The sequence below is a fragment of the Mycolicibacterium neworleansense genome (assembly GCF_001245615.1).
GTDB lineage: Bacteria > Actinomycetota > Actinomycetes > Mycobacteriales > Mycobacteriaceae > Mycobacterium > Mycobacterium neworleansense.
Window position 1 is genome coordinate 897829 of record NZ_CWKH01000001.1, and the last position, 21996, is coordinate 919824.

The following is a 21996-nucleotide window of genomic DNA, read 5'->3' on the forward strand; positions in this document are numbered from 1 at the left end:
ACGGTGGTAGTTGAGAAGTGCAGAATCGCTCGGGTGGGCGCTGAGCTACTGGCCGGAGATCCGTTGCTTGCGGCCCGCCGTCTGTTGGGAGCCGAGCTGACCGGACGCGGCGTGAGTGCCGTCGTCGTCGAGGTCGAGGCGTACGGCGGCCCCGCTGACGGACCCTGGCCCGACGCCGCCTCGCATTCGTTCCGGGGTGCGGGCGGGCGCAATCTGGTGATGTTCGGCCCGCCCGGGCACCTGTACACCTACCGCAGTCACGGCATTCACGTATGCGCGAATGTGGTCTGCGGATTCGACGGTGTTGCGGGCGCGGTACTGCTGCGAGCGGCTTCGGTGTCTGCCGGCGCTGACCTCGCCGCCCGGCGCCGCGGACCGGCGATTTTGCCTTCCGCGCTCGCGCGGGGGCCGGGCAACCTCTGTTCGGCCTTGGGAATCACCATGGAAGACAACGGAATTGACATGTTCGACGGCGACAGTCCGGTGCGGCTGGCGCTGCGTGACGAGGTTCCGTCGGTGGAGGGGCCCCGGGTCGGCGTGAGCAAGGCCGCCGACCGCAGGTGGCGGTTCTGGCTGGCCGGCAGTGCAGAGGTGTCGGCGTATCGGCGCAGCCCGCGCGCCCCGGCGCCCGGTGCCAGTGACTGATGTCGACGATGCGGCATGATCGTCGTCATGAGCATGGGAATCCTCGATGAGCTGGACTGGCGTGGGCTGATCGCGCAGTCAACCGACCGCGACGCGCTGGCGAATGACCTGGCCAAGGGACCCATGACCGTGTATTCCGGCTTCGACCCGACCGCGCCGAGCCTGCACGCGGGACACCTGGTGCCGCTGCTCACTCTGCGGCGGTTCCAACGCGCCGGGCACCGGCCGATCGTGCTCGCCGGCGGGGCAACCGGGATGATCGGCGATCCCCGCGATACGGGGGAGCGCACGCTGAACACGGCCGACACCGTCGCCGACTGGGCCGGGCGCATCCGCGGCCAGCTGGAACGGTTCGTCGAGTTCGACGACACCCCGACCGGCGCAATCGTCGAGAACAACCTGAACTGGACCGGGCAGCTGTCGGCCATCGAGTTCCTGCGTGACCTGGGAAAATACTTCTCGGTCAACGTGATGCTGGACCGGGAGACGGTGCGGCGCCGGCTGGAGGGCGACGGCATCTCCTACACCGAATTCAGCTACATGCTGCTGCAGGCCAACGACTTCGTCGAGCTGCATCAGCGGCACGGCTGCGCGTTGCAGATCGGCGGTTCCGACCAGTGGGGCAACATCGTGGCGGGCGCCCGCCTGGTGCGCCAGAAGCTGGGCGCCACCGTGCACGCCATGACAACTCCGCTGGTCACCGACTCCGAGGGCAAGAAGTTCGGCAAGTCGACCGGCGGTGGCAACCTGTGGCTGGATCCCGAGATGACCAGCCCGTACGCCTGGTACCAGTACTTCGTGAACACCGCCGATGCCGACGTGGTCGGTTACCTGCGCTGGTTCACCTTCCTGTCGTCGGACGAGATCGCCGAACTCGAGGACTCCACCCAAAACCGGGCACATGAACGGGCCGCACAGAAACGGCTGGCCAGGGAACTGACCACGTTGGTGCACGGCGAAGCCGCGACGACGGCGGTCGAGCTGGCCAGTCAGGCACTGTTCGGCCGGGCCGAGCTGACCGACCTCGACGAATCGACCCTCGGCGCCGCACTGCGCGAGGCCAGCAATGGGCAGGTCGCCGAGCTGAAGCCGGGCGGCCCGGATTCGGTCATCGATTTGTTGGTCGGCACGGGATTGGCGGCCAGCAAGGGAGCCGCACGCCGCAACGTCGCCGAGGGCGGGGTGTACGTGAACAACATTCGGATTGAAAGTGACGAGTGGGTACCACAGCATTCCGATTTTCTGCATGAGCGGTGGCTCGTGTTGCGACGTGGCAAGCGGCACATTGCCGGGGTCGAGCGCGTGGGCGCCTAGGCCTGCCGACGTCCCGGCTCTGACCTGGGGAAACGTCAGACTGACCAGGCGATTTGACTCGCTGTTAGCGCTCACGTAACTTATTCCAGGTCAGAGCGACACGGACAAGCGCCGGAGAGCGAAGACGAAATCCGAGAGAGACACCCATTACGGTGGGTCTTCTCACTGCCCGCAGTAAAGTTCAGCGGCTTTTAGCCGCGGGATTTCTGCGCGACAAACTCGGGCGTGTTGTTTGAGAACTCAATAGTGTGTTTGGTGGTTTTTGTTTGTTGTTTTTGCCACTCATCTTGGGGGACTCCCCGTCTTCCGATCTTGGTGGGTGGTTTTGTTTTTTTGATGCCAGTTTGTTTGGTGTCTTTTGTTTAGGTCAGATTGTTCTGAACTTGAAATTCTGCCCTGTCTTTGATGGGGAGTTTTTGTTTGGAGAGTTTGATCCTGGCTCAGGACGAACGCTGGCGGCGTGCTTAACACATGCAAGTCGAACGGAAAGGCCCTTCGGGGTACTCGAGTGGCGAACGGGTGAGTAACACGTGGGTGATCTGCCCTGCACTTTGGGATAAGCCTGGGAAACTGGGTCTAATACCGAATAGGACCGCGCTCTTCATGGGGTGTGGTGGAAAGCTTTTGCGGTGTGGGATGGGCCCGCGGCCTATCAGCTTGTTGGTGGGGTAATGGCCTACCAAGGCGACGACGGGTAGCCGGCCTGAGAGGGTGACCGGCCACACTGGGACTGAGATACGGCCCAGACTCCTACGGGAGGCAGCAGTGGGGAATATTGCACAATGGGCGCAAGCCTGATGCAGCGACGCCGCGTGAGGGATGACGGCCTTCGGGTTGTAAACCTCTTTCAATAGGGACGAAGCGCAAGTGACGGTACCTATAGAAGAAGGACCGGCCAACTACGTGCCAGCAGCCGCGGTAATACGTAGGGTCCGAGCGTTGTCCGGAATTACTGGGCGTAAAGAGCTCGTAGGTGGTTTGTCGCGTTGTTCGTGAAAACTCACAGCTTAACTGTGGGCGTGCGGGCGATACGGGCAGACTAGAGTACTGCAGGGGAGACTGGAATTCCTGGTGTAGCGGTGGAATGCGCAGATATCAGGAGGAACACCGGTGGCGAAGGCGGGTCTCTGGGCAGTAACTGACGCTGAGGAGCGAAAGCGTGGGGAGCGAACAGGATTAGATACCCTGGTAGTCCACGCCGTAAACGGTGGGTACTAGGTGTGGGTTTCCTTCCTTGGGATCCGTGCCGTAGCTAACGCATTAAGTACCCCGCCTGGGGAGTACGGCCGCAAGGCTAAAACTCAAAGGAATTGACGGGGGCCCGCACAAGCGGCGGAGCATGTGGATTAATTCGATGCAACGCGAAGAACCTTACCTGGGTTTGACATGCACAGGACGCCAGTAGAGATATTGGTTCCCTTGTGGCCTGTGTGCAGGTGGTGCATGGCTGTCGTCAGCTCGTGTCGTGAGATGTTGGGTTAAGTCCCGCAACGAGCGCAACCCTTGTCTCATGTTGCCAGCACGTAATGGTGGGGACTCGTGAGAGACTGCCGGGGTCAACTCGGAGGAAGGTGGGGATGACGTCAAGTCATCATGCCCCTTATGTCCAGGGCTTCACACATGCTACAATGGCCGGTACAAAGGGCTGCGATGCCGTGAGGTGGAGCGAATCCTTTCAAAGCCGGTCTCAGTTCGGATCGGGGTCTGCAACTCGACCCCGTGAAGTCGGAGTCGCTAGTAATCGCAGATCAGCAACGCTGCGGTGAATACGTTCCCGGGCCTTGTACACACCGCCCGTCACGTCATGAAAGTCGGTAACACCCGAAGCCGGTGGCCTAACCCTTGTGGAGGGAGCCGTCGAAGGTGGGATCGGCGATTGGGACGAAGTCGTAACAAGGTAGCCGTACCGGAAGGTGCGGCTGGATCACCTCCTTTCTAAGGAGCACCACGAGACCTGGGCCGGCCCCGTAAATCGCGGGATCAGCTGAGCTTTCAGGCGATTCGTTGGATGGCCTCACACCTGTAGTGGGTGGGGGTCTGGTGCAACAACAAACTTGTGGAACTGCCAGACACACTATTGGGCTTTGAGACAACAGGCCCGTGCCCCTGTTGGGGGTGGCATCCGGTTGCGGGTGTCGGCGTGTTGTTGCCTCACTTTGGTGGTGGGGTGTGGTGTTTGATTTGTGGATAGTGGTTGCGAGCATCTAGCACGCATATGTTGGGTCTCACTCCTTGTGGGTGGGGCCTGGTTTGTGTGTTGATGTGCAATTTCTTTTGAAACTCATTTTTGGTTTTTGTGTTGTAAGTGTTTAAGGGCGCATGGTGGATGCCTTGGCACTGGGAGCCGATGAAGGACGTTGGAGGCTGCGATATGCCTCGGGGAGCTGCCAACCGAGCGTTGATCCGAGGATGTCCGAATGGGGAAACCCGGCACGAGTGATGTCGTGTCACCCTGCACTGAATACATAGGTGTAGGGAGGGAACGCGGGGAAGTGAAACATCTCAGTACCCGTAGGAAGAGAAAACAAAATGTGATTCCGTGAGTAGTGGCGAGCGAAAGCGGAGGATGGCTAAACCGTATGCATGTGATACCGGGTAGGGGTTGTGTGTGCGGGGTTGTGGGACCTGTTTTTCCAGCTCTACCTGGCTGGAGGGTAGTGAGAAAATGTCGTGGTTAGCGGAAGTGGTTTGGGATGACCTGCCGTAGACGGTGAGAGCCCGGTACGTGAAAACCTGACATCTACCTTGAACGGTGTTCCCGAGTAGCAGCGGGCCCGTGAAATCTGCTGTGAATCTGCCGGGACCACCCGGTAAGCCTGAATACTTCCCAGTGACCGATAGCGGATTAGTACCGTGAGGGAATGGTGAAAAGTACCCCGGGAGGGGAGTGAAATAGTACCTGAAACCGTGCGCTTACAATCCGTCAGAGCCCTCGACTTGTCGTGGGGTGATGGCGTGCCTTTTGAAGAATGAGCCTGCGAGTCAGGGACATGTCGCGAGGTTAACCCGTGTGGGGTAGCCGCAGCGAAAGCGAGTCTGAATAGGGCGTATCCACACAACAGTGTGTGGTGTAGTGGTGTGTTCTGGACCCGAAGCGGAGTGATCTACCCATGGCCAGGGTGAAGCGCGGGTAAGACCGCGTGGAGGCCCGAACCCACTTAGGTTGAAGACTGAGGGGATGAGCTGTGGGTAGGGGTGAAAGGCCAATCAAACTCCGTGATAGCTGGTTCTCCCCGAAATGCATTTAGGTGCAGCGTCACATGTTTCTTGTTGGAGGTAGAGCTACTGGATGGCCGATGGGCCCCACAGGGTTACTGACGTCAGCCAAACTCCGAATGCCGACAAGTCCAAGAGTGTGGCAGTGAGACGGCGGGGGATAAGCTCCGTGCGTCGAGAGGGAAACAGCCCAGATCGCCGGCTAAGGCCCCTAAGCGTGTGCTAAGTGGAAAAGGATGTGCAGTCGCGAAGACAACCAGGAGGTTGGCTTAGAAGCAGCCACCCTTGAAAGAGTGCGTAATAGCTCACTGGTCAAGTGATTGTGCGCCGATAATGTAGCGGGGCTCAAGCACACCGCCGAAGCCGCGGCAACGTATTTATACGTTGGGTAGGGGAGCGTCCTGCATCCGGTGAAGCAGCAGAGTGATCTAGCTGTGGAGGGTGTGGGAGTGAGAATGCAGGCATGAGTAGCGAATAGGCAAGTGAGAACCTTGCCCGCCGAAAGACCAAGGGTTCCTGGGCCAGGCCAGTCCTCCCAGGGTGAGTCGGGACCTAAGGCGAGGCCGACAGGCGTAGTCGATGGACAACGGGTTGATATTCCCGTACCCGTGTATGTGCGTCCCTGATGAATCCATTGTGCTAACCATCCAAAACCGTCGTGACCGATCCCTTCGGGGTGAGGCGTTGACGGGGCTGCGTGGGACCCCGGTGGGTAGTAGTCAAGCGATGGGGTGACGCAGGAAGGTAGCCGTACCAGTCAGTGGTTGTACTGGGGTAAGCCTGTAGGGAGAAACGTAGGCAAATCCGCGTTTCACATATCCTGAGAGGTGATGCATAGCCGTTTGAGGCGAATTCGGTGATCCTATGCTGCCAAGAAAAGCCTCTAGCGAGGACATACACGGCCCGTACCCCAAACCAACACAGGTGGTCAGGTAGAGAATACTAAGGCGTACGAGTGACTTGGAGGAACTCGGCAAAATGCCCCCGTAACTTCGGGAGAAGGGGGACCCCCATATCGTCAAGGCTCTTGCGGCCGGCAGCGGGAGGGGGTGGCACAAACCAGTGAGAAGCGACTGTTTACTAAAAACACAGGTCCGTGCGAAGTCGCAAGACGATGTATACGGACTGACGCCTGCCCGGTGCTGGAAGGTTAAGAGGACCTGTTAACCCTTCGGGGTGAAGCAGAGAATTTAAGCCCCAGTAAACGGCGGTGGTAACTATAACCATCCTAAGGTAGCGAAATTCCTTGTCGGGTAAGTTCCGACCTGCACGAATGGCGTAACGACTTCTCAACTGTCTCAACCATAGACTCGGCGAAATTGCACTACGAGTAAAGATGCTCGTTACGCGCGGCAGGACGAAAAGACCCCGGGACCTTCACTACAACTTGGTATTGGTGCTCGATACGGTTTGTGTAGGATAGGTGGGAGACTGTGAAGCTCACACGCCAGTGTGGGTGGAGTCATTGTTGAAATACCACTCTGATCGTATTGGGCCTCTAACCTCGGACCGTATATCCGGTTCAGGGACAGTGCCTGGTGGGTAGTTTAACTGGGGCGGTTGCCTCCCAAAATGTAACGGAGGCGCCCAAAGGTTCCCTCAACCTGGACGGCAATCAGGTGTTGAGTGTAAGTGCACAAGGGAGCTTGACTGCGAGACGTACATGTCGAGCAGGGACGAAAGTCGGGACTAGTGATCCGGCACCTCTGAGTGGAAGGGGTGTCGCTCAACGGATAAAAGGTACCCCGGGGATAACAGGCTGATCTTCCCCAAGAGTCCATATCGACGGGATGGTTTGGCACCTCGATGTCGGCTCGTCGCATCCTGGGGCTGGAGCAGGTCCCAAGGGTTGGGCTGTTCGCCCATTAAAGCGGCACGCGAGCTGGGTTTAGAACGTCGTGAGACAGTTCGGTCTCTATCCGCCGCGCGCGTCAGAAGCTTGAGGAAATCTGTCCCTAGTACGAGAGGACCGGGACGGACGAACCTCTGGTATACCAGTTGTTCCACCAGGAGCACCGCTGGATAGCCACGTTCGGACAGGATAACCGCTGAAAGCATCTAAGCGGGAAACCCCCTCCAAGACCAGGCTTCTCACCCTTTTAGAGGGATAAGGCCCCCCGCAGACCACGGGATTGATAGACCAGACCTGGAAGCCTAGCAATAGGTGCAGGGAACTGGCACTAACCGGCCGAAAACTTACAACAACCAACAAACACCAAAGTTTGATGAGTTTCAGTAAGACACACATCTGACCTCGCAACCACACCACAAACACCCACACCTCGTGTGACCGGAGTGCACACCGCACCCCACCACCAAAACACAAGGTTCACACCCAGAAACGGGTGAATAAAGTTACGGCGGTCCATAGCGGCAGGGAAACGCCCGGTCCCATCCCGAACCCGGAAGCTAAGCCTGCCAGCGCCGATGATACTACCCTCCCGGGTGGAAAAGTAGGACACCGCCGAACACAAATTAAGAATCGCCCCCCACGTTTATCGTGGGGGGCGATTCGCTTTTGATTTCCATTTCATTCGTCGAATTCAATTGACATTCGAGCGATTACCCGCTGCGTTGGCGCTCACATAATTATGTCGGCCGTGGCCGCTGCCAGTATCCTTTGCGGGAAGGGCGGGTAGAAAGGCACACGTGGTCGAGGACAGACAAGGCGGCGCGGAGCGTCGTCCGCGGCGTGCATCGAACGATCGCACATCGAACAATTCGGGTCACCACCGTTCCCGCGACCAGCGGGGACGCGATCAACGTTCTGGTGCGCCCCGCCACTCCGGGCCCGGACGGGCCCGTCAGGCTCAGCCCACCGAGGACGCGGAGCCAAGGAACGACGGCCCGAAGTTGCCGGCCGATGTCGAAGCCAAGGAGCTGGCTCCCGACGTGCGCCGGGAGCTGGTCACCCTGGACAAGGCCACTGCCGATTTCGTGGCCCGCCATCTCGTCATGGCCGGCAAGTTGCTCGACGAGGACCCCGACGCTGCGCTCGCCCATGCCCGGGCCGCCCGAAACCGGGCCGGCCGCATAGCGGTGGTGCGTGAGGCCGTCGGCATCGCGGCCTATCACAGCGGCGACTGGGCGCAAGCTCTTGCCGAGTTGCGCGCTGCCCGGCGGATGGGCAGCAAGTCAGCGTTGCTGGCGATGATCGCCGATTGCGAACGCGGTGTGGGACGGCCCGAACGGGCCCTGGAGTTGGCCCGTAGCGACGAGGCTGCCGCGCTCACCGGTGAGGACGCCGACGAGCTGCGCATCGTCACAGCCGGTGCACGTTCGGATCTCGGGCAGTTCGAGCAGGCGTTGGCCATCCTGTCGACGCCTCAGCTGGACCCCACCACGGTGGGGTCGACCGCTGCCCGGCTGTTCTACGTCTACGCGGATACCCTGCTGGCACTCGGCCGCAATGACGAGGCGCTCCAGTGGTTCGTTCATGCCGAGCAGGCCGACATCGAGGGCATCACCGACGCGGAAGACCGGATCACGGAGCTTTCCTGACGTGACCACGCTTGCGCGGCAACATGATTGCCTGCTGCTCGATCTCGATGGCACGGTGTTTCGGGGCCACGAGCCGACCGTGGGAGCTCTCGAGAGCCTGGCCGGCCTCGATGCGCGGGTGCTCTATGTCACCAACAACGCGTCACGCGCGCCCGAGCAGGTCGCCGAGCATCTGCGTGAACTCGGATTCAGTGCAGCACCCGATGATGTGGTGACCAGTGCCCAGAGCGCGGCGCACCTGCTGGCCGCCCATTTGTCGCCGGGCTCAGCGGTTCTCGTCGTCGGAACGGATGCGCTTGCCGGTGAGGTGAGCAATGTCGGGCTACGTCCGGTTCGGACGTTCGGCGAGGGCCCGGTCGCCGTGGTGCAGGGGCATTCACCGGATACCGCCTGGCCGAACTTGGCCGAGGCCGCGCTTGCCATCCGTTCTGGAGCGTTGTGGGTGGCCGCCAACGTGGATCTGACGTTGCCATCGGAGCGCGGCCTGCTGCCGGGCAACGGCTCGATGGTGGCGGCGTTGCGGGTGGCGACCGGACAGGACCCGCTCGTGGCCGGCAAGCCGCAGCCGACCCTGATGAACGATGCGTTGAGCCGTGGCACCTACACGGCCCCGCTCGTGGTGGGCGATCGGCTCGACACCGACATCGCCGGCGCCGTCGCCGCCGGGCTGCCGAGCCTGATGGTCCTCACCGGCGTCAGCACGGCGATCGAGGCAGTGCGCGCGATGCCCGCCGAGCGCCCCGGATACCTCGCCGCGGACCTGCGGGGACTGCACGCCGACGCCGACACGCTGCGCATCGGACCCGATGGGGCCTGGCAGGTGGACGTCGACACGAACGCGGTCACGGTGCGTGCCTCCGGGCAGGAGCCCAAAGACGACCTCTCCGTGGTGCGCGCCACCGCGCACGCGGTGTGGGCCGCGGACCTCGACCACACCGGTTTCACGGTGCTGGCCGGTGACGACACAGCGCGCCGGGCGCTGCAACATTGGTCGTTGCTGTCGGTTCCCATCGACTAGCGTGAGTGTCGTTATGACTACCGATCCCGACCATTTGCGTGCGCAGGTCGCAGAAGTACTGGCAGGCGTGCCGGATCCGGCGGTGGACCCGTCCGCGCTCGAAGGTGTGGACATCGATGTGGTGGCTGCTCGGCTTGAGCAGGCCCACGACCTGCTCGTACAGGCTCTCGAATCCGTCGACAGGGGGCAACCCGGCGGACCGCAGGCGACCGGAAGGTGAGCGCCGGTGGCGCGGCGCGCCCGCGTTGATGCCGAGCTGGTGCGGCGGGGCCTGGCCCGGTCACGCCAGCAGGCGGCTGAACTGATCGAGGCAGGCAGGGTCCGGATCGACGGCATGCCGGCGGCCAAACCGGCCACCGCGGTGGCGCCGGACACCAACATCACGGTGATCGCCTCGGAGGAACGCACCTGGGTTTCCCGGGGTGCGCACAAGCTGATCGGTGCCCTCGACGCGTTCGACGTCACCGTCGAGGGACGGCGCTGCCTCGATGCCGGGGCGTCGACCGGGGGATTCACCGAAGTCCTACTCGACCGCGGCGCGGCCGAGGTGGTGGCCGCCGACGTCGGGTATGGCCAGCTGGCCTGGCCGCTGCGGTCAGACGAGCGGGTCCACGTGCTGGAACGCACGAATGTGCGGGAGTTGACCCCCGAGGCGATCGGCGGACCGGTGCAGTTGATCGTGGCCGACCTGTCGTTCATCTCGCTGGCCACCGTTCTTCCCGCGCTGACGGCCTGCGCGGCGGCCGACGCCGATATCGTTCCGATGGTGAAACCGCAGTTCGAGGTCGGAAAGGACCGGGTGGGCGCGGGCGGCGTGGTGTCGGATCCCGAGTTGCGCATCGACGCGGTGTGCACGGTCGCCCGTAAGGCAGCCGCACTGCAGTGGCATGCTGTCGATGTGACGGCAAGCCCGCTTCCAGGCCCCTCGGGCAATGTCGAATACTTCCTGCACCTGCGTGCCCAGAGCGAGCGTCGGCTGGACGGCGAGTTGCTCGACCAGGCAGTGCGGCGGGCAGTCGAGGAGGGCCCGCAATGACGTCTGAACGCACGATCCTGCTGGTGGTACACACCGGCCGGGACGAGGCGACCGAAGTCGCCCGCCGGGTGGAAAAGGTGCTCGGCGACAACGGCATTGGTTTGAAGGTGCTGTCAGCGGAGGCCGTGGACCGCGGCCCGCTGCATCTGGCACCCGACGACATGCGCGCCCTCGGGGTGGACATCGAGGTGGTCGACGCCGACGAACGCGCCGCCGAGGGGTGCGAACTCGTGCTGGTGCTCGGCGGGGACGGGACGTTCCTGCGGGCCGCCGAGCTCGCCCGCAATGTCGAGATCCCCGTGGTGGGCGTCAATCTGGGCCGGATCGGATTTCTGGCCGAGGCGGAGGCCGAGGCGATCGACCATGTCCTCGAGCGCGTGATCGAGCGCGATTACCGCATCGAGGAACGGATGACCCTCGACATCGTCGTGCGCGTCGGGACCGATGTGGTGAACCGGGGTTGGGCGCTCAACGAGGCCAGCCTGGAGAAGGGGCCGCGGCTCGGGGTGCTCGGTGTGGTCCTGGAGGTCGACGGCCGACCGGTCTCGTCCTTCGGCTGCGACGGGGTGCTCGTGTCGACGCCGACAGGGTCCACCGCCTACGCGTTCTCGGCCGGCGGCCCGGTGCTGTGGCCGGACCTGGAGGCGATTCTGGTGGTGCCCAACAATGCTCACGCGCTGTTCGCCCGGCCGATGGTGACCAGCCCGCTGGCCAGTATCGCCATCGAGATCGAAGCGAGCGGCAATGATGCCCTGGTGTTCTGCGACGGTCGCCGCGAGATGGTGGTGCCGGCCGGTGGCCGGCTCGAGGTGACCCGCTGCGGCACACCGCTGAAATGGGTGCGGCTGGATTCGGCACCGTTCACCGATCGGTTGGTCCGCAAGTTCCGGTTGCCGGTCACCGGATGGCGGGGACAGTAGATACCTGTGCTGTCAGAGATTCGTATCGAGTCATTGGGCGCGATCAGTTCGGCCACCGCGGAGTTCGACCGCGGGCTGACGGTGCTGACCGGTGAAACCGGTACCGGCAAGACGATGGTGGTGACCAGCCTGCACCTGCTCGGCGGGGCGCGGGCGGACGCGACCAGGGTGCGTTCGGGCTCGGATCGCGCCGTGGTGGAAGGCCGTTTCAGCACAATCGAACTCGGTGAGGACGTATCGGGGCGGGTCGAGGAGATCCTGGATTCCTCCGGCGCCGAGCGCGATGACGACGGCAGCGTGATCGCGGCCCGTTCGGTCAGCCGGGCCGGGCCTTCGCGGGCCTTTCTCGGCGGGCGCAGTGTGCCGGCCAAATCATTGAGCAGCTTCACCGCCCAGGTGCTGACCCTGCACGGCCAGAACGATCAGTTGCGGCTGATGCGGCCCGATGAGCAGCGTGCGGCATTGGACCGGTTCGCCGAGGTGGACAAGCCGTTGACCCGTTACCGGCGCATCCGCGATGAATGGCTGGCTGCACGTCGTGATCTGACCGACCGGCGTCACCGGGCCCGGGAACTGGCCCAGGAAGCCGACCGGCTCAGCTTCGGAATCCAGGAGATCGACGCGGTCGCACCGCAACCCGGTGAGGACGAGGCGATCATCGCCGACATCCGCCGGCTGTCGGAACTCGATGCGCTGCGCGAAGCCGCGCAGACCGCCCGCTTCGCCTTGGCCGGCGAGCTCGACGAGCCGACCCCAGAGTCCACCTCGGCGTCGGACGGTGTGGGCCGGGCGCAGGCGGCGCTGGAGTCCACCGACGACTCGGCGCTGCAGGCACTGGCCGTCCGCCTGGCCGAGGCGATGGCGGTGATCGGTGACGTATCGGGCGAGCTGGGTGACTACCTGTCCGAATTGCCTAGCGATGCCAGCACTTTGGAGTCCAAGCTGGCACGGCAGGCCGAACTGCGCACGCTCACCCGCAAGTACGCCGCCGATGTCGACGGCGTGCTGGAGTGGGCGCGGGATGCCGCCGAGCGGTTGGCGCAGCTCGATGTGTCCGAGGAGAGCCTGGCCGCCCTCGACCGCAAGGTCGCCGAGCTCGAGGCTCAGTTGGTCGTGGCGGCAGGGGAGCTCACCAAGGCCCGGTCCAAGGCCGCCAAAGGGTTGGCCAAGGCGGTGACCGCGGAATTGGCCGGACTGGCCATGGCCAACGCGGTGTTCACCATCGGCGTCGCCTCGATGCCGGCGCGGGCCGACGATTCCGCGCCGGTGACCATGCCCGACGGTGAGGTTCTGCACGCCGGCCACGACGGTGTCGACGCGGTCGAGTTCGGGTTCACCGCACATCGTGGCGCGGACGTGCTGCCGCTGGCCAAGAGTGCCTCCGGCGGTGAGCTGTCCCGCGTCATGTTGGCCCTCGAGGTGGTTCTTTCGGCGTCGACGGCGGGTACGACGATGGTGTTCGACGAGGTCGATGCCGGGGTCGGCGGCCGGGCCGCGGTGCAGATCGGCCGCAGGCTGGCCCGGCTGGCGCGCACCCACCAGGTGATCGTGGTGACGCACCTGCCTCAGGTGGCGGCGTTCGCCGATGCCCACCTGGTGGTCGACAGCGGCAATGGCCGCGCCAAGTCCAGCGGTGTACGCCGCATCGAGGACGAGGACCGCGTCGCCGAATTGGCCCGGATGCTGGCCGGTTTGGGGGAGTCCGACAGCGGCCGGGCCCATGCCCGGGAGCTGTTGGACGCGGCTCAGCAGGAGCGCAGCGCGCCCTAGCCGCGTCCGGTGCTCAGCCCCGGATTGGCCGGTGACAGCTCGCCGGAGCTCCATCGCAGTGGACTGACATGGGTCAGCTCGACCGCCTCGTCGATGGTGAAGTCGACGGCGCACTGCGTGCCGGCACTGGAATCGGCTTCCGCCCAGTTGATTGCGGCGGTTCCGGTGAGCTGGAGCGTCGAGCCGGAAGACCAGTCGATCACCAACAGCCCGCACCGCGGGTTGGCCTCGATGTTGCCCAGCGTCATGAACATTGAATTCCCGCGGTAGTCCGGCCAGCGCAGCAACCGGGGTGAGAGTGCCTGCAGGAAGCCGGGATTGCCGCCCCGGTGGGACGCGTCGGCATTGCCGACGGCATCCGCCGAACCGATGAAGAAGGCGTCCGCGGTCGCGATGAGGTCGAGTTGTCGATCGGTGAGTGAATCGCCGCGGCTCAGCTCGGGCTGTTCGCTCGCCGACCGCACGCCGACGATGTCCCTGCGCGAGATGTACTTGGGACAGTTCGAATACACCTGGTCGGTGTGGATCCGCAGGCCGGTGCCGGACGGCTCGGCGGTGCCGTTGACCCGCATCCGGCGGCGGGTCTGCGGCTCGATGGCGATCATTCCGACCTGCTGTCCGCTCCGCAGTATGTCGCGTAGCGGATCGCCCGGTGCCGGCCGCGCATCGATCACGATCGTGCGAGGCTCGTCGGCGTGGACGAAGCCGGGCGGACCAGTGATCAAGCTGGTCCACACCCGGCCTTCGTCGTCGGCCGCGGTGAGCACGATCATCGGCTGTTCGGCGAGAAACGCGGCGGCGGCTTCGGGAATCTCGGTGCGGATCATCCGGCCGACGCGGGTGGCGATCGCCTCCTGGCCCATCCGCCGCTGCACCGTCAGCTCACCCGAGTGATACATGTTCACCTACTCTGCTCTGCTCAGAAGAATCCGCAGGTCGGCGCGGAGCCGTGGGGTGCGGGAGCGGTCTGTGCGCCGTTCGGGGCGTACACCTCGAGCCGGGTTCCGTCCGGGTCGGTGAAGAAAATGCCCCCGGACGCGGCTCCCTCACCGTGGGCGACTACGCCGTCGTGCGCGAACTCCGTGCCAAGGGCCTTCAGTGCCGCCTCGACGGTCCGCACCTCGTCGATGCTGGCCGCCTCGAACGAAAGGTGATGCAGGCCTGGTGTTTCCGCGGAGAACCGGCCGTTGCTCTGCTGCCAGAGGGTCAGCCGCAGTGTCCCGCCCGTGCCGAGGAAGGCATAGCGGTGCTCGCCTTCGCCGTTGACGGCCAGGGGTTCGAACCCCAGGGCGCTGCGGTAGAAGGCGACCGAGCGCTCCAGGTCGGTGACGTTGATGCCGACGTGTCCGGTGGCGAGCTGGGGCGTGGTGGTTCCGGGCATGCAGTCCTCCTGAATGACTAACCAATGTAATTACGTATGTAGGTTAGAACGGGAGCCGGAAGTCCGTCAACCATCTAATTCTATTTCGATGGTTAGGGCGACGGGTGACCCCTGGCGACGGCCACGCGTGGTTACCCTCAGGTATGCGTGATCCGCGCCCGCATGTCGGCGAACCTCTTGCGCTGGATCTGTTGAACACCCGGTGGATGTCGGCAGATGGGCCGCAGGACCTTCTCGCGGACGTCGAGGGGCTGCAGTGCTGGTTGCTGGCCAACGGGTTGATCGACCGCTGCGAGGCCGACGAGAAATCGCGGACCGCGCTCATCTCGGCCCGGGAGGCGATCCTGCAGGCCCTGCAGTCAGACTCCGTCGGCGCTCTGAACGAGGTGCTCGACCGGGGCCGTATCCGCCTCACGCTCACGCCGACTGGTCCCGCCGAGGCGGCCGAGGTGGCCAAGCCGGAATGGCTCGCCGGCTGGCTGGCCGCGGGGGATTTGCTGCGGCTGCTGGGGGAGGCGCCCGATCGGATCAAGCAGTGCGCGCATCCGCACTGCATCCTCTGGTTCCACGACACCTCGAAGAACGGGGCCCGGCGCTGGCATTCGATGGCCACCTGTGGCAACCGGGCCAAGGCGGCGCGGCACTACGCGGCGAAGCGGGAATGAGACCGAACCGCTGTTACAGATGTGACTAAAGCCAACTTGTGGGGCTGGTGTTACGGCGCGCCTCCGCCGCCGGACCGACGACTCCCGACAGAATCGGCCCATGAAGATGTCCACGCTGCTCACCCGCAATGCCAGCTCGCGTCCGGGAGTGACCGGCACTGCTCGAGTGGACCGCGATATCGACCGGCTGCTGCGGCGCGTCGGCCCCGGCGACATCGTCGTCCTCGATGCCCAGGACCTGGATCGGATCACAGCTGACGCGCTGGTCGAGGCGAATATTGCCGGTGTCGTCAACGCTTCGCCGTCGATCTCCGGCCGCTATCCGAACCTGGGACCCGAGGTGCTCGTCGCCAACGGCGTCGTGCTGATCGACGAGGCCGGGCCGGAGGTGTTCAAGAAGATCAAGGACGGGGCGCGGATCCGTCTGAACAACGGCGGCGTCTACTCCGGTGACCGGCGCATCGCGGTCGGCACCGAGCGCAACGACCAAGAGATCCACGAGTTGATGCACGACGCCAAGAGCGGTCTGGTGGCGCACCTCGAGGCTTTCGCAGGCAACACCATCGAGTTCATCCGCAGCGAGAGCCCGCTGCTCATCGACGGCATCGGCATCCCGAACATCGACGTGGACCTGCATCGCAGGCACGTGGTGATCGTGGCCGAGGAGCCCGATGCTGCCGCGGACCTCAAGGCGCTCAAACCGTTCATCAAGGAGTACCAGCCGGTGCTGGTCGGTGTCGGGGCCGGTGCGGACGTGCTGCGCAAGGCCGGGTACCGGCCGGCGCTGATCGTCGGGGACCCGGACAAGATGAGTGTCGAGGTGTTGCGGTCCGGTGCCCAGGTGGTGCTGCCCGCCGACGCCGACGGGCATGCCGCCGGCCTGGAGCGCATCCAAGATCTCGGTGTCGGCGCGATGACCTTCCCGGCCGCCGGATCGGCCGCCGACCTGGCGCTGCTGCTGTGCGACCACCACGGTGCGTCGCTGATCGTCACGGCCGGTCACACCGCCTCGATCGAGGAGTTCTTCGACCGCACGCGCCAGCGCAGCAACCCGTCCACGTTCCTGACCCGGTTGAAGGTCGGGGAGAAGCTCGTCGACGCCAAGGCGGTGGCGACCCTGTACCGCAGCCGGGTGTCCGGTGGCGCGATCGCGCTGCTGGTGCTGGCCATGCTGGTGGCGGTGGTTGTCGCGCTGTGGGTGTCACGGGCCGACGGCGCGGTCCTGGACTGGGTCGTCGACTGCTGGAACCGCTTCACGCTGTGGGTCCAGAACCTCGTCAGCTGAATGGAGCGGTGAGCTGTGATCACGTTGCGTGCGCACGCGATTTCCCTGGCGGCGGTGTTCCTGGCGCTGGCCATCGGGGTGGCGCTGGGCTCGGGGCTGCTGTCCAACACCGTCTTGTCGGGCCTTCGTGACGACAAGTTGGAACTGCAGCACCAGATCGACACCCTGACCGACGGCAAGAACGCGCTGAACGAAAAGCTCAATGCGGCGGGTGAATTCGATGCCCAGATGGCACCGCGCATGGTGCGCGACGCCTTGAAGGACAAGTCGGTGGTGGTGTTCCGCACGCCCGACGCGGTCGACGGCGACGTCGACGCCGTGTCTCGGTTCATCCGCGACGCGGGCGGCACGGTGACCGGGAAGATCACGCTCACGCAGGAGTTCGTTGAAGCGAATTCGGCAGACAAGCTGCTGTCGGTGGTCAACTCGCCGATCGTGCCGGCCGGCAAGCAGCTGAGCACCGCGGCGGTTGACCAGGGGTCCCAGGCGGGCGACCTGCTGGGCATCACGCTGCTGATCGACAAGAACCCGGCCGCCGCCCCCGTTGACGACACCCAGCGCCAGACCGTGCTCACCGCGCTGCGCGACACCGGCTTCCTGACGTATGACGATCCGCACATCGGGGCGGCCAACACGGCGCTGATCATCACCGGCGGAGGGCTCGGCGAGGACGGCGGCAACCGCGGCGCAACCATGGCCCGGTTCGCCGCGGGGCTGGCGCCGCACGGCACCGGGACTGTGCTCGCCGGCCGCTCGGGGTCGGCCTCTGGAACCGGTCCGGTGGCGGTGACCAGGTCGGATGCTGGTTTGACCGCTGTCGTCAGCACGGTCGACGACGCCGATTCCAGCGCCGGGCAGATCACCGCCGTTCTGGCGCTGAGCGACCTCGTCAGTGGCGGCAAGCCCGGCAAGTACGGCACCGGGCAGGGTGCGACGTCGGTGACCATCCCGCAATAGCCGGGTATTTGCCGCCGATGCGGGCGGCGCGCCAGCGACGGCTTGTCGGTGTCGGTGTTAAGGTGAACTTCCGTGGGTCGGCAGGCCACAGCTAGTTTTCACGATTCCCTGCCCGTCGTCACGGAGGATGCTTTTGCCCGCCTTACGCAAGCACCCGCACACCGCCACCAAACACCTCTTCGTCACCGGTGGTGTGGTGTCTTCACTGGGTAAGGGGCTGACCGCCTCAAGCCTCGGTCAGCTGCTCACCGCGCGGGGGCTGCAGGTGACGATGCAGAAACTCGATCCCTACCTGAACGTCGATCCGGGCACCATGAACCCGTTCCAGCACGGCGAGGTGTTCGTCACCGAGGACGGCGCGGAGACGGACCTCGACGTCGGCCACTACGAGCGGTTCCTGGACCGCGACCTGTCGCAGTCGGCCAACGTGACCACCGGCCAGGTCTACTCCTCGGTGATCGCCAAGGAACGCCGCGGCGAGTACCTGGGCGACACCGTGCAGGTGATTCCCCACATCACCGACGAGATCAAGAGCCGGATCCTGGCGATGGCCGAGCCCGATGCGGCCGGCCACCGGCCCGATGTCGTGATCACCGAGATCGGCGGCACGGTCGGCGATATCGAGTCGCTGCCGTTCCTGGAGGCGGCCCGCCAGGTGCGCCACGAGGTCGGCCGGGAGAACTGCTTCTTCCTGCACGTGTCGCTGGTGCCGTATCTGGCTCCCTCCGGTGAACTCAAGACCAAGCCGACCCAGCACTCGGTGGCTGCGCTGCGCAGCATCGGTATCACTCCCGATGCGCTGATCCTGCGGTGTGACCGTGACGTTCCCGAACCGCTCAAGAACAAGATCGCGCTGATGTGCGACGTCGACGTCGACGGCGTGATCTCCACCCCCGACGCGCCGTCCATCTACGACATCCCCAAGGTGCTGCACCGCGAGGAACTCGATGCGTACGTGGTGCGCCGGCTGAACCTGCCGTTCCGCGACGTGGATTGGTCGGAGTGGGACGACCTGCTGCGCCGGGTACACGAGCCGCAGGAAACCGTCCGGATCGCGTTGGTGGGCAAGTACATCGACCTGTCCGACGCCTACCTGTCGGTGGCCGAGGCGCTGCGCGCCGGCGGCTTCAAACACCGGGCCAAGGTGGAGATCCGCTGGGTGGCCTCCGATGACTGCGAGACCGACGCCGGCGCGGCGGCCGCACTGTCCGATGTCGACGGGGTCCTCATCCCCGGCGGGTTCGGCATCCGCGGTATCGAGGGCAAGCTGGGGGCCATCGGCTTCGCCCGCAAGCGCAGCCTGCCGGTGCTCGGGTTGTGTCTGGGCCTGCAGTGCATCGTGATCGAAGCGGCTCGCTCCGTCGGCATCACCGGTGCCAACTCGGCCGAGTTCGACCCGAAGACACCGGATCCGGTGATCTCCACGATGGCCGACCAGCAGGACGCGGTGGCCGGCGAGGCCGATCTGGGCGGCACCATGCGGCTGGGCGCGTACCCCGCCGTGCTGGAAGCGGGATCGATTGTGGCGCAGGCCTACCAGGCCACCGAGGTGTCCGAACGGCACCGGCATCGCTACGAGGTCAACAACGCCTACCGCGATCGGATCGCCAAGAGCGGACTGAAGTTCAGCGGCACCTCGCCCGACGGACACCTGGTGGAGTTCGTCGAGTACGACTCGAAGATCCATCCGTTCCTCGTCGGAACCCAGGCTCACCCCGAGCTCAAGAGCCGGCCGACTCGGCCGCATCCACTGTTCGCCGCGTTCATCGGGGCGGCACTGGACTACAAGGCCGAGGAGCGGTTGCCCGGCATGGACCTTCCCGAACATTTCGACGAGGAGGCCGAGAACGGCGACAGCCCGGCGGAGGAAAGCCTGGAGAAGTCCGACGTCCGTGGCTGAACACGACTTCGAGACCCTGGCCAGCGAAACCGTCTACGTCGGAAAAATTTTCGCGTTGCGCGCTGACGAGGTCAGCATGCCCGGCGGTGGGTCGGCCCGGCGCGAGGTCGTAGAGCACTACGGTGCGGTGGCCGTGGTGGCACTCGACGACGACGGCAACCTGGTACTGGTGTACCAGTACCGTCATCCGCTGGGCCGTCGGCTGTGGGAACTGCCGGCCGGCCTGCTCGACCTCGGCGGGGAACGTCCGGAGGTGACCGCGGCCCGCGAACTCGCCGAGGAAGTGGGTCTGGCCGCCGCGCACTGGCACGTGCTGGTGGACCTCGACTCGACGCCCGGGTTCTCCGACGAGAGCGTGCGAATCTTCCTGGCCACCGGGCTGACCGAGGTCGATCGTCCCGAGGCCGAGCACGAGGAAGCCGACATGGTGGTCGAGCGGATACCGCTCAAGGAAGCCGTTCGGCAGGTGTTCACCGGCGAGATCGTGAACGGGATTGCGGTGGCAGGCATTCTGGCGGCCCACGCGATGACCGATGCGGGCGTGCTACGGCCGGTCGAGGCCGAGTGGATCGACCAGCCGACAGCGTTCAGGCGGAGAAAAGGTCTGTCATGACGACGCCGGCCCCTCTCCGATCGGCCCTCGACGACCAGTTCCAGGGCTACCTCGATCACCTGACGATCGAGCGGGGCGTGGCGGCCAACACCTTGAGCTCGTACCGGCGCGACCTACGCCGTTACGCCGAACACCTGACGCAGCGCGGAATCGACGATCTGGCCAAGGTGGCCGAGTCCGATGTCAGCGACTTCCTGATCGCCCTGCGCCGGGGTGATCCCGACTCGGGAGTAGTTGCACTGTCTGCAGTTTCGGCGGCAAGGGCGGTGGTCGCGGTCCGTGGCCTGCACCGGTTCGCCACTGCCGAGGGCATCACCGCCGTCAACGTCGCCCGCGGGGTGAAACCACCCACGCCCAGCCGGCGGCTGCCCAAGAGCCTCACCCTCGACGAGGTGCTCGCGTTGCTCGAGGCCGCCGGCGGGGACAGCGAGGCCGACGGCCCACTGACACTGCGGAACCGGGCGCTGCTGGAACTGCTGTACTCCACCGGTGCCCGAATCTCGGAGGCCGTGGGACTCGACGTCGACGACATCGATACCCATGCGCGCTCAGTGCTGCTGCGCGGCAAGGGTGGCAAGCAGCGGCTCGTGCCCATCGGCCGTCCCGCCGTCAGCGCCCTCGACGCCTACCTGGTGCGGGGACGTCCGGACCTGGCCCGGCGCGGACGTGGGACCCCGGGGATCTTCCTCAACGCCCGTGGCGGGCGGCTGTCCCGGCAGAGCGCCTGGCAGGTGCTGCAGGACGCGGCCTCGCGGGCCGGGATCACCTCGGCGGTGTCGCCGCACACGCTGCGGCACTCGTTCGCGACCCACCTGCTCGACGGCGGGGCCGACGTACGCGTCGTACAGGAACTGCTGGGCCACGCCTCGGTGACCACCACGCAGATCTACACCATGGTCACCGTGCACACGCTGCGCGAGGTCTGGGCCGGCGCGCACCCGCGGGCGCGTTAGCCGCCCAGGTACTCCGACTCCAACACCAGATCGGGCAGCAGGGTCTGGTACTCGGCATGCGTCTTGTGATGCCTGGTATCCCAGAGCTCGCCCTGGTGCTCGTTCATGTAGGCCAGGTACTTCGGCGCCCCCGGCAGCTTCACGTTGTCGGCGACCACGATCGAGCCGCGGCGCAGCCAGCCTCGGTCCAGCAGACTCTGCAGGTCGGTCAGGTAGGCGTTCTTGTCGTGGTCGAGGAAGACGAAATCCAGCACACCGGTGTCGAAGCCGGCGGCCGCGAGCGCGTCGAGCGTGCGTCCGCCGTCGCCGATGGTCCCGACCACGCAGGTGATCCGGTCGGCCACCCCGGCATGGACCCAGATGCGTCGTGCGATATCGGCGTTGGTGGGGGAGAACTCGACCGAGAACACCCGGGCGGCCGGTGCGGCGCGCGCGATGCGCATCGCCCCGTAACCGCAATAGGTGCCCAGTTCCAGGGCCAGCCGCGGGTTGGCGCGCACCACCGCGGCGTCGAGCAGCGCACCCTTCTCGTCGCCGACGTTGATCAGGAACGACTTCTCGTAGGCGAACTTGTCGATGGTGGCGATGGCATCGTCGAGGTCGCCCGCGCGGGCGTTGGCCGCCACGTAATCGGCGGCCGCGGCCTCCCGGCCATCGCCCCACTGCCCGGTTCGGGCGAAGTGTCTGGCGCCGATTCCCATCCGGATGAACGACCACCGCAACAGCGGCAACCGCTGTTTGAGACTCATGACGCACACCATATGCGCCTGATTGCCCGCGGGTCTGCCCGTCCAGGCTGCACAGCGACGTTAAACTTGCCGG

The 21996-nt window shown here is 65.0% G+C and carries 17 protein-coding genes and 3 rRNA genes; 17 read left to right on the top strand and 3 right to left on the bottom strand.

Going from position 1 to position 21996, the window contains the following annotated elements:
• Positions 1–33: 33 nt before the first annotated feature.
• The 11 genes from BN2156_RS04185 to recN all read left to right on the top strand — a co-directional run bounded on the left by BN2156_RS04185 (position 34) and on the right by recN (position 13420).
• Positions 34–645 carry a DNA-3-methyladenine glycosylase gene (locus tag BN2156_RS04185; RefSeq protein ID WP_090510530.1) on the top strand — a complete coding sequence of 204 codons (612 nt, stop codon included), beginning with the start codon at positions 34–36 and terminating at the stop codon, positions 643–645.
• Between the two features lie 27 nt (positions 646–672).
• The gene (tyrS, locus tag BN2156_RS04190) at positions 673–1959 is read left to right on the top strand and encodes a tyrosine--tRNA ligase (protein ID WP_276020878.1); all 1287 of its coding nucleotides are present in this window, start codon (positions 673–675) and stop codon (positions 1957–1959) included.
• Between the two features lie 417 nt (positions 1960–2376).
• Positions 2377–3894: ribosomal RNA gene (locus BN2156_RS04195) — 16S ribosomal RNA — on the top strand.
• A 364-nt stretch (positions 3895–4258) separates the two neighbouring features.
• Positions 4259–7379, top strand: a 23S ribosomal RNA gene (locus BN2156_RS04200).
• A gap of 152 nt (positions 7380–7531) precedes the next feature.
• Positions 7532–7645: ribosomal RNA gene (gene rrf / locus BN2156_RS04205) — 5S ribosomal RNA — on the top strand.
• The 16S, 23S and 5S rRNA genes sit together here, the layout of an rRNA operon.
• Positions 7646–7824: 179 nt before the next feature.
• Entirely contained in the window at positions 7825–8676 is an 852-nt protein-coding gene (locus tag BN2156_RS04210) for a tetratricopeptide repeat protein (RefSeq protein ID WP_162490730.1), read from the top strand.
• A gap of 1 nt (position 8677) precedes the next feature.
• Positions 8678–9694 carry an HAD-IIA family hydrolase gene (locus BN2156_RS04215; protein WP_090510538.1) on the top strand — a complete coding sequence of 339 codons (1017 nt, stop codon included), beginning with the start codon at positions 8678–8680 and terminating at the stop codon, positions 9692–9694.
• A 13-nt stretch (positions 9695–9707) separates the two neighbouring features.
• Positions 9708–9914: a hypothetical protein gene (locus BN2156_RS04220; protein ID WP_090510541.1), complete on the top strand. Its 207-nt coding sequence runs from the start codon at positions 9708–9710 to the stop codon at positions 9912–9914.
• A 6-nt stretch (positions 9915–9920) separates the two neighbouring features.
• Positions 9921–10730: a TlyA family RNA methyltransferase gene (locus BN2156_RS04225; protein ID WP_090510544.1), complete on the top strand. Its 810-nt coding sequence runs from the start codon at positions 9921–9923 to the stop codon at positions 10728–10730.
• A complete protein-coding gene (locus BN2156_RS04230; protein WP_090510546.1) occupies positions 10727–11650 on the top strand; it encodes an NAD kinase in 924 nt (307 codons plus the stop codon). Before BN2156_RS04225 ends, BN2156_RS04230 begins: the two co-directional genes overlap by 4 nt.
• 6 nt (positions 11651–11656) lie before the next feature.
• Positions 11657–13420, top strand: a complete 1764-nt coding sequence (gene recN, locus BN2156_RS04235; RefSeq protein WP_090510548.1) for a DNA repair protein RecN — start codon at positions 11657–11659, stop codon at positions 13418–13420.
• Here the strand turns inward: recN and BN2156_RS04240 are convergent.
• Together BN2156_RS04240 and BN2156_RS04245 are read right to left on the bottom strand one after the other, a co-directional pair.
• Positions 13417–14319 carry a pyridoxamine 5'-phosphate oxidase family protein gene (locus BN2156_RS04240; RefSeq protein WP_090515458.1) on the bottom strand — a complete coding sequence of 301 codons (903 nt, stop codon included), beginning with the start codon at positions 14317–14319 and terminating at the stop codon, positions 13417–13419. The two genes, recN and BN2156_RS04240, sit on opposite strands and share 4 nt — an antisense overlap.
• Positions 14320–14339: 20 nt before the next feature.
• A complete protein-coding gene (locus BN2156_RS04245) occupies positions 14340–14801 on the bottom strand; it encodes a VOC family protein (protein ID WP_090510551.1) in 462 nt (153 codons plus the stop codon).
• A gap of 143 nt (positions 14802–14944) precedes the next feature.
• On the opposite strand from BN2156_RS04245, the gene BN2156_RS04250 reads away from it, so the two are divergent.
• The 6 genes from BN2156_RS04250 (at position 14945) to xerD (ending at position 21174) form a co-directional block, all read left to right on the top strand.
• Complete coding sequence (locus tag BN2156_RS04250; RefSeq protein ID WP_090510553.1) at positions 14945–15466, top strand: CGNR zinc finger domain-containing protein; 522 nt, start codon at positions 14945–14947, stop codon at positions 15464–15466.
• A 100-nt stretch (positions 15467–15566) separates the two neighbouring features.
• Complete coding sequence (steA, locus tag BN2156_RS04255; RefSeq protein WP_090510556.1) at positions 15567–16751, top strand: putative cytokinetic ring protein SteA; 1185 nt, start codon at positions 15567–15569, stop codon at positions 16749–16751.
• Positions 16752–16766: 15 nt separating this feature from the next.
• On the top strand, positions 16767–17708 hold the full coding sequence (locus BN2156_RS04260; protein WP_090510558.1) for a copper transporter: 942 nt from the start codon (positions 16767–16769) through the stop codon (positions 17706–17708).
• Between the two features lie 133 nt (positions 17709–17841).
• Positions 17842–19608, top strand: coding sequence for a CTP synthase (locus tag BN2156_RS04265; protein ID WP_090515460.1), 1767 nt, complete (start codon positions 17842–17844; stop codon positions 19606–19608).
• On the top strand, positions 19601–20221 hold the full coding sequence (locus BN2156_RS04270; protein WP_090510560.1) for an NUDIX domain-containing protein: 621 nt from the start codon (positions 19601–19603) through the stop codon (positions 20219–20221). Before BN2156_RS04265 ends, BN2156_RS04270 begins: the two co-directional genes overlap by 8 nt.
• Positions 20218–21174, top strand: a complete 957-nt coding sequence (gene xerD, locus BN2156_RS04275) for a site-specific tyrosine recombinase XerD (protein ID WP_090510563.1) — start codon at positions 20218–20220, stop codon at positions 21172–21174. The genes BN2156_RS04270 and xerD overlap by 4 nt, the downstream gene beginning before the upstream one ends.
• Here xerD and BN2156_RS04280 read toward each other — a convergent pair.
• Complete coding sequence (locus BN2156_RS04280; protein WP_090510565.1) at positions 21171–21923, bottom strand: O-methyltransferase; 753 nt, start codon at positions 21921–21923, stop codon at positions 21171–21173. The genes xerD and BN2156_RS04280 overlap by 4 nt on opposite strands.
• Between the last annotated feature and the right edge of the window lie 73 nt (positions 21924–21996).